Origin of the sequence: Vibrio sp. 10N.222.46.A1 (assembly GCF_041473595.1) — a bacterium.
GTDB classification, from domain to species: Bacteria; Pseudomonadota; Gammaproteobacteria; order Enterobacterales; family Vibrionaceae; genus Vibrio; species Vibrio tasmaniensis_A.
In genome coordinates this window covers 1-7087 of the sequence record NZ_JBFRSN010000081.1, presented here as the reverse complement: position 1 = coordinate 7087, position 7087 = coordinate 1, and the positions used below count along the sequence as shown (strand labels likewise).

Annotated in this window: 8 protein-coding genes and 2 pseudogenes; 9 read left to right on the top strand and 1 reads right to left on the bottom strand. The window is 40.8% G+C overall.

All coding sequences use genetic code 11. From position 1 onward, the window contains the following. Both AB4496_RS03120 and AB4496_RS03115 read left to right on the top strand, forming a co-directional pair. Positions 1-910: Hsp70 family protein (locus tag AB4496_RS03120; protein WP_372130579.1), on the top strand; the 910-nt coding region annotated here is incomplete at its 5' end. 141 nt (positions 911-1051) lie between these two features. Beyond that, positions 1052-1927: a DnaJ C-terminal domain-containing protein gene (locus AB4496_RS03115; protein ID WP_017096991.1), complete on the top strand. Its 876-nt coding sequence runs from the start codon at positions 1052-1054 to the stop codon at positions 1925-1927. A 108-nt stretch (positions 1928-2035) separates the two neighbouring features. Here the strand turns inward: AB4496_RS03115 and AB4496_RS03110 are convergent. Then, positions 2036-2795, bottom strand: a pseudogene (locus tag AB4496_RS03110) (transposase); the annotation flags it as partial. A 544-nt stretch (positions 2796-3339) separates the two neighbouring features. On the opposite strand from AB4496_RS03110, the gene AB4496_RS03105 reads away from it, so the two are divergent. The 7 genes and pseudogenes from AB4496_RS03105 to AB4496_RS03075 form a co-directional block, all read left to right on the top strand. Further along, complete coding sequence (locus AB4496_RS03105) at positions 3340-3840, top strand: hypothetical protein (RefSeq protein WP_017104225.1); 501 nt, start codon at positions 3340-3342, stop codon at positions 3838-3840. 151 nt (positions 3841-3991) lie between these two features. Further along, complete coding sequence (locus tag AB4496_RS03100; protein WP_102258077.1) at positions 3992-4621, top strand: site-specific integrase; 630 nt, start codon at positions 3992-3994, stop codon at positions 4619-4621. Between the two features lie 203 nt (positions 4622-4824). Beyond that, the gene (locus tag AB4496_RS03095) at positions 4825-5568 is read left to right on the top strand and encodes a hypothetical protein (protein ID WP_102258076.1); all 744 of its coding nucleotides are present in this window, start codon (positions 4825-4827) and stop codon (positions 5566-5568) included. Between the two features lie 50 nt (positions 5569-5618). Continuing rightward, positions 5619-5804 carry a hypothetical protein gene (locus AB4496_RS03090; RefSeq protein ID WP_017086662.1) on the top strand — a complete coding sequence of 62 codons (186 nt, stop codon included), beginning with the start codon at positions 5619-5621 and terminating at the stop codon, positions 5802-5804. A gap of 9 nt (positions 5805-5813) precedes the next feature. Further along, positions 5814-6050 carry a hypothetical protein gene (locus AB4496_RS03085; protein WP_102258075.1) on the top strand — a complete coding sequence of 79 codons (237 nt, stop codon included), beginning with the start codon at positions 5814-5816 and terminating at the stop codon, positions 6048-6050. Positions 6051-6064: 14 nt separating this feature from the next. After that, positions 6065-6385, top strand: a complete 321-nt coding sequence (locus tag AB4496_RS03080) for a hypothetical protein (RefSeq protein ID WP_102258074.1) — start codon at positions 6065-6067, stop codon at positions 6383-6385. Between the two features lie 303 nt (positions 6386-6688). Next, positions 6689-7087: pseudogene (locus tag AB4496_RS03075) on the top strand (hypothetical protein); the annotation flags it as partial.

The window sequence follows — 7087 nt, the reverse complement described above, 5'->3', positions numbered from 1 at the left end:
CCTATCTGTAGGCGAAATCACTGACGTTATCTTAGTGGGTGGTCAAACTCGTATGCCTATGGTTCAAGCTAAAGTAACTGAATTCTTCGGTAAAGAGCCACGTAAAGACGTGAACCCTGACGAAGCTGTTGCAATGGGTGCTGCTGTTCAAGGTGCAGTGCTAGCTGGTGACGTTAAAGATGTTTTACTACTTGACGTTACTCCTCTCTCTTTCGGTATCGAAACGATGGGCGGGGTAATGGCTAAGCTTATCGAGAAAAACACAACTATCCCGACTAAAGCGGTGCAAGTGTTCTCTACAGCTGAAGACAACCAAAGCGCAGTAACTATCCACGTTCTTCAAGGTGAACGAAAGCAAGCGACTTACAACAAGTCTCTTGGTCAGTTCAACCTAGAAGGTATCCAACCAGCTCCACGTGGCATGCCACAAATCGAAGTAACATTCGACCTAGACGCGGATGGGATCCTGAACGTATCTGCTAAAGATAAAGCAACAGGTAAAGAGCAAAAGATCACGATACAAGCATCAGGTGGTTTGTCTGAGGAAGAGATCGAAGCAATGGTACAAGAGGCAGAAGCTAACAAAGAAACGGACAAGAAGTTCGAAGAGCTAGTCATTGCACGTAACCAAGCTGACCAAATGATTCACGGTACTAAGAAGCAAGTAGAAGAAGCGGGTGAAGCTCTACCTGCAGACGAGAAAGTTAAAATCGAAGCGGTTATCGAAGCTCTAGAATTAGCTAAGTCTGGTGACGAAAAAGAAGTGATCGACGCTAAAGTTCAAGAACTTATGCAAGCAGCTCAAAAGCTAATGGAAATTACTCAACAGAAAGCACAAGCACAGCAAGCTGATGAACAACCTAAGCAGGACGACGATGTTGTTGATGCTGAGTTTGAAGAAATGAAGTAACGCCACTGACGGATAATTGCTTTCGAGCTGTTAAACGTTGAGTTATGTATCATGGAGACGTGAACTTATTGGTATTCAGGGCGTAAGAGGTCACTCATACGCCCTTTTTTGTTTGAATGAGAAATTGAGTGAGTTTTTAGCATGTCAAAACGAGATTATTACAGCGTGCTAGGTGTATCTAAGGGAGCCTCGGAGAAAGAGATTAAAAAAGCCTACAAGAAGTTGGCGGTGAAGTATCACCCCGATAAAAATCCCGGAGATGCGACAGCAGAAGCGAATTTCAAAGAAGTAAAAGATGCTTATGAAATTTTAACAGACAAAGAAAAGCGCATTCAGTATGACCAATTTTGTCATACTGAATCTGAGAATCGTGGTTTTGGTGGTCACAGTGGGTTCGAAGACTTCTTTAGTGATGCCTTCCGCCAACGTGGCGGCGGCTTTGGTGGAGGGTTTGAGGATCTCTTCTCACAAACTCGTGGTGGACACGGGCGCCCACGCGGACAAAAAGGTCAAGATCACCAATATACGCTTACTGTAGACTTTATTGATGTGGTTCAAGGGGCTGAAAAAACGGTCGAATTGCTAATCAATGGTAAACAGAAAAAAATCAAAGTTAAGATCCCTTCGGGTATTAAAGATGGTGAAAAGATACGTTACTCCGGTAAAGGTGGTTTAGGCGTTAATGGTGGTCCTTCGGGGGATTTATTATTCATTATTGCAACCAGACCACATGGGTTTCTAGACCGCGATGGTAATGACATTATTTGTCACACCAAAGTTGATATGGTTACTGCGGCTTTAGGGGGGGAAGTTACGGTGAATGTGTTAGACAGTCGCTTTAAACTCAAAATTCCAGCGGGTACTCAAACAGGGCGCAAATTCAAGATGACGGGGAAAGGCGTGACAAGTCGTAAAGGTGAAGCGGGCGATCTATTGGTGGAGGTTCAAGTTGAAATACCCAAAAATCTAACCGATGCACAACGTGAGTTGTTAGAACAATTTGGAGCAACGCTTTAGTCATTTAAAGTAAAATGAACAAAACCAGCTCTAGAGCCAAAGCCGTATAATGTGGGGTTGTATCGCAAAATTATGATGAAGTATAAGTGTACTGGTTTTTAGATGTAATTAGGCTGCTAGTGCGTAAAATTGCTCCCAAGCAGATAAGCCTTCAGGATTATCGAGCTGTCCGTTTTTAATTATCGACCACAGTTCCACGCCTGCCAGGGTGGAACTGGCTCTCTCATACAAATTCCCCCCCTAAACACTGATGTATTTTACCTTTCACTTTCCGGTGACTTTGCTCAACTATATTGTTCAGATATTTAACTTGAAATACTTCAATCAAGTTGAGTCTCTTCTCCGTCAGCCAGAGTTGAACATTGATGTTATGCAGCGCTAACGCGTTGGTACCACTCTTATCGATAACCACTTTTTCTGATAAACCATTATAGCCGATTGCCTTGGTAAAGAAGGCGCGAGCCGCTTTCTCATCATGGCGATCGCAGAGTAAAAAATCAATGACATGGCCGTTCGCTTCTCCCACGACACCAGGAAATGGACTGTTTGTTTGAGGATGTATGGCAGCCACTAGGGGGGCCAAGTTCTTCACTCTTGTCCCGCGCAAGTTTATTGCTTGGCAGTAACCTGCTTGGTAAACCATTTTGTGCAATGGCCTTATTCAGAAAGGCTTTGGCAGCTGCCTCATCACGGTTCGGGCTAAGGTAGTAATCGATCACGTTTCCAAATTTATCGACGGATCGATAGTGGCGTGATCTACAACAACTCTACGCTCAAGCTGTATCTCTTCAATTTCACGATAACTGAGTTTATAGGCGAGATAATAACGTACGGTTTCAAGAACAACTTCAGAAGGAAAGTGACAGCCTTACACATTAAGAATCAGTTTCATGAGTAGAAATCAAGCAAACCTTAACTTAAATCCTCAAAGTTTGCGACAGAACCTAAATTAGTCACCGTACGGTGCTTCTTTCTTGGATTGTATTATCGATCATATGTTAAATTGACAAAATTAGGCTGGCTTTTGCGCGGTAGGGGACGACTCTAGCTACAACCGCTCGAAAGTCAGCCATTTCTCTTTCCATACCCTAGAGTTTTCTCCTGAAAGTTAATTACAGAATTTAGTTAAATGTTAACGGGTTGTGATGTGTTTTGGTTTCGCTTGATTTTTTGATCCTAAACCTCAAAATGATCAGTTTTCTCTAAATTAGTAATACTGACGCCGCTTCGCTCTGTCGGCTTCATACTGACTCTACATGCAAGTATATAGCAGCCAGCATGAACCATATATAAACAAGAACATATTGAAATTATTGATTAATTCAACATTAATCAATTGGTGAGGATGTTTATTGTGTCGTGATGTGATTCTTATTATACTGGTTAGATATCCAGTAAAAAAAGGGCTATTTATGAAAAAAATGTTACTTGCGGTGGGAATATCATCAGCGCTATTGGGCTGTACGAACACTGCAACGCCCCCCCCTATTACCAATCATATTGAGATTGGGACAAAGGCAGGGGCACACAGTGTTATTGTGTTAAATTTTAACAATGCTGAAGCGATGCCTGAGTATCAAACCTACGATGTGTATTTATATTTATCTCAGTTGCCGGAAAGTAAGGGGTTTGAGATTTGCAATTTTGAATATGACAATTGTGGTAGTCAGTACTCCGCCTGGCAACACGTATTACGTCCCGAGCAAAATGGCATTTGGCTTAGTTATGATTTCAAGTTTCCTTTGAGCTTAACGCAAAAATACGATGTGAATTTAGCTAATATTCAAACGATAGCTAATCAGGCGTTTTTAGAATGGGATAAGGCAGAAAGTCTTTATACCAAAGAAGTTTCTATGTCAGGTAAAACAGTTCAAATCGAGTCTTTAACAGCAACAGCCCATCAATTACCTTAACCACTCCAGTATGTAGTATCGTGATCAGTTGATTTCGATACTACGGAACGTTTTCCCCCAAAGCCAGTAATTCCAATCCTTAGATCACTGATTTCTAAACTTGTCACTGTTAGCGTGTGTGTTTATTCATGCAAAACAGGAAAATGCACACATGGCACTACCAACGCTCATCGAGGACAAAGACAAAACTTGGATCTTTAAAGTCATTACACAGACACCAGAGCCAGAGCTTAATGCGTGTCTAATGGGATTTTTCTTGGGTAGTGGAATGACAACACTAGAGGTATGTCGCATCCAAGTTCGAGACATTGTTAAGAAGAACGGACACCTAACAAAATGCTTTGCCATTAAAGGCGATGTGAATCGAGATTTTTATCTGTCCAACATTAAGCTACAGAATCTTATCAAGAACTACATTGAGCAACGGCTAAAAGATGGTGATCACCCCGATCAATACAATGCTTTTGATGCTGATGAACCATTCTTTAAGCGTAGGAATGGCGACCATTTTAAAATCAAGCATAGAACCACAGAGAAAGGTAATACGACTTACCACTGTAATGCTTTAAATAATCACATCAAACGATTGTTGGCTGATTCTGGTATTGATCAGCCTAGTATTCTAAGCGGTAGACGCACGTTTGCTGTAAGGCTTAAACGTCATGGAGTAGACGTTCCGACTATCCATTTGATGCTTGGAAATAAGAGCCTTGAAACCACGGTAAGACTTATAGAGACAGATACTGTGAGTATGCTAGCAATTGCAGATATGGCTTTTTAAAATATGCTAGACATATATGACGGGTGTATGTAGTGTACTTTTATTAGCTACAAACAAGTGAGCCACCCTCGAAAGGGTGGCTCTTAAACTCGCTACCTGTTGTCAATACTGTTTCCAGCGGAAGAGGACAGGGCTATCACAACAAGAGGATTAACCTCAGTTGTTTCTAATAATACACAACCTTGATACAGAGGGCAAATAATTTGGATTTGGAAGAGATCAAGCAAGGACTTTCTACAGAAAAACTAGAGACCTATCGTCAGGTGCTCGACTGTAAATCTGATAGTGAGTTGATAGCCGTTTATATGGCGATGCAAAGTATAATGTCTCAGTTTTTCTCAGTAGTTCAGCTACTTGAAGTGACATTGAGAAATTCAATCCATAAATCAGCAACAGAATGCTTTGAAGATGATGAATGGTATAAGCGAATTCCTCTAAGTCAAGAGTCTCGAAAACAAGTCGATTTTGCAGAACAGCAGTGTTTAAAGGATGTAGGCGCTCGATATACCAGTAACGATCTTGTTTCTCGATTACCGTTTGGATTTTGGGTTCACATGTTACACCGAGACTACAACAACCCTCGCAACAGAGATCATAACCTATGGCAAACACAGTTGGATAAGTGTTTCCCGAACGCTAGAGAGAAGAGAGTTAAACTCAATACATTATTTCAGAAAATGGGAGCATTAAATAAGTTCAGGAATCGTTTATTCCATCATGAGCCAGCATGGAAAGGTAGATCCACTCGAAACCGAGTTGATGCTATTGAGTTTCTTCTAAAAATGTTCAATGAGCACACGGACGCTATTTACTTACTATCCACTTCTAAACGAGAGCTTATTACAGTGTTAGGGTTTGAAGAAAAATTCAATCAAGAGTGTAATATCAAAAACTTAGAACGTTTTGAGTCGTTGTTAGCTCCTGAGAGTCGAAATACTGGCGATTAGTGAGCTAGACATATTTGACAGGTAATTAAATTGGAATGTACTAGACACATATGACAGGTAGAAATATTACAGAGTTTCAGCTTATAGCAAACGCTAAAGGTTGGAAGTTTGAAGAAATCGCAAAACGTTGGGGTAAGTCCGAACGCCAGTTATCACGGATAGCAAAGGCGGGTGAACAGCGTGACTTAGACGCTGTGAATGGCCTACCAAACAAAGACAACGAACAAAAGGGATAAAAAGACATCATGTTTTTTGAGTTCTTTGATTGGAAAATTAAAGCAGGAATAATTATTACCGTTGCTCTTATGTTGGGTAGCGTAATCAGCTTCATTGTTGCGTGGACAGCACCAGTACCAACCGATGCATTATCAGCCGTAACCAAATATCTAAATTATCGTTGGTTTGCTTTCTTTGCTGTCAGCACATTGTCTATTGGTGCGGCAACAATGAAGTATCACGATAGAACACTAACACGTTGCTAAGGGAAAATTTTCGCATGAAAACAAGTCAGATTTTGGAATTGCTAAGAAAGGCATCACCAACATTACAAGTCAAGATTCAACATAAAGAATATGGTGTACTACCTGTTGGTAATGTCTACCATGAACCGCCAAGAACCTTCCTGCAAGAAGCAAAAGAGGAAGGGGTATACTCTAATGTTAAAGGGCTATTAGAGCGTCTTGAAAGTATTGATGCCACTGTTCCTTTTGATGCGGATTTAACTTCTGGTGATGATTGGAATTTCCAAGAAGTGCAAAGTGTGTTTGAAAGCGAAGGAAAAGTCCTTATTCAAATTTCTGATCCAGTTTTTAATTAAGGGGAATAGACCTTGTACCTTTCCTTGGTCAGCGTAGCCGTGTTACGGAGATTCTGAGCCGTCAAAGACGTTTATCTATCTCAATGATTCGCAAGCTACACGATGGGCTTAGAATCCCATTGGACAGCCTTGTGAAAGAATATCAACTGGTTAAATAACATTGAAAGTTTCGACAAGCGCACTCTAAAAGCGCGTAAGCTAGTTACCTCTTCGCTTATGAGTAAAGAGTTTTCGCAGCCTCAAATCGACACAGTGATTAGTATCAACGACAAAGCAAAACAATAGCAGGAGAAAAAGCAATATATGTCAATTGGCTTTTACGATGAACGTATTCTAAATATACGCCTCAAAAAAAATAACAAAGGGTCTACTTTTTTATTTGGTGCTGCATTAAGTCAAGTAACTAATGGGGTAGGCATACCAAACGTTGAAGGTGTCATTGAATTTATTGAAGAATATGCAATAGAGCAAGAGGTTGATGAACTCTATTTTGAAGAAGCTAAAGGCTTTTCGGAACAGGATAGATACCAACAAGCTTTTAGCTTAATCGCCGGTCTATGTGGTCAAGAGTCGGTGAATGAAATCATTAAACGCGTAGTAGAAAGTAATCTCGATGAAAACGGCAAACATCGAGTACCCAAGGCAATCAAAGATTTCGTTACTAGTATCAAAAACGGCAATATCGGGTTCTGTCGCAAACTT

Bases quoted from the DNA above. Each gene is read 5' to 3' on its own strand.
- AB4496_RS03115 (WP_017096991.1), top strand. From the start codon at position 1,052: ATGTCAAAACGAGATTATTACAGCGTGCTAGGTGTATCTAAGGGAGCC.
- AB4496_RS03100 (WP_102258077.1), top strand. From the start codon at position 3,992: ATGGCACTACCAACGCTCATCGAGGACAAAGACAAAACTTGGATCTTT.
- AB4496_RS03085 (WP_102258075.1), top strand. From the start codon at position 5,814: ATGTTTTTTGAGTTCTTTGATTGGAAAATTAAAGCAGGAATAATTATT.
- AB4496_RS03080 (WP_102258074.1), top strand. From the start codon at position 6,065: ATGAAAACAAGTCAGATTTTGGAATTGCTAAGAAAGGCATCACCAACA.
- AB4496_RS03105 (WP_017104225.1), top strand. From the start codon at position 3,340: ATGAAAAAAATGTTACTTGCGGTGGGAATATCATCAGCGCTATTGGGC.
- AB4496_RS03090 (WP_017086662.1), top strand. From the start codon at position 5,619: ATGACAGGTAGAAATATTACAGAGTTTCAGCTTATAGCAAACGCTAAA.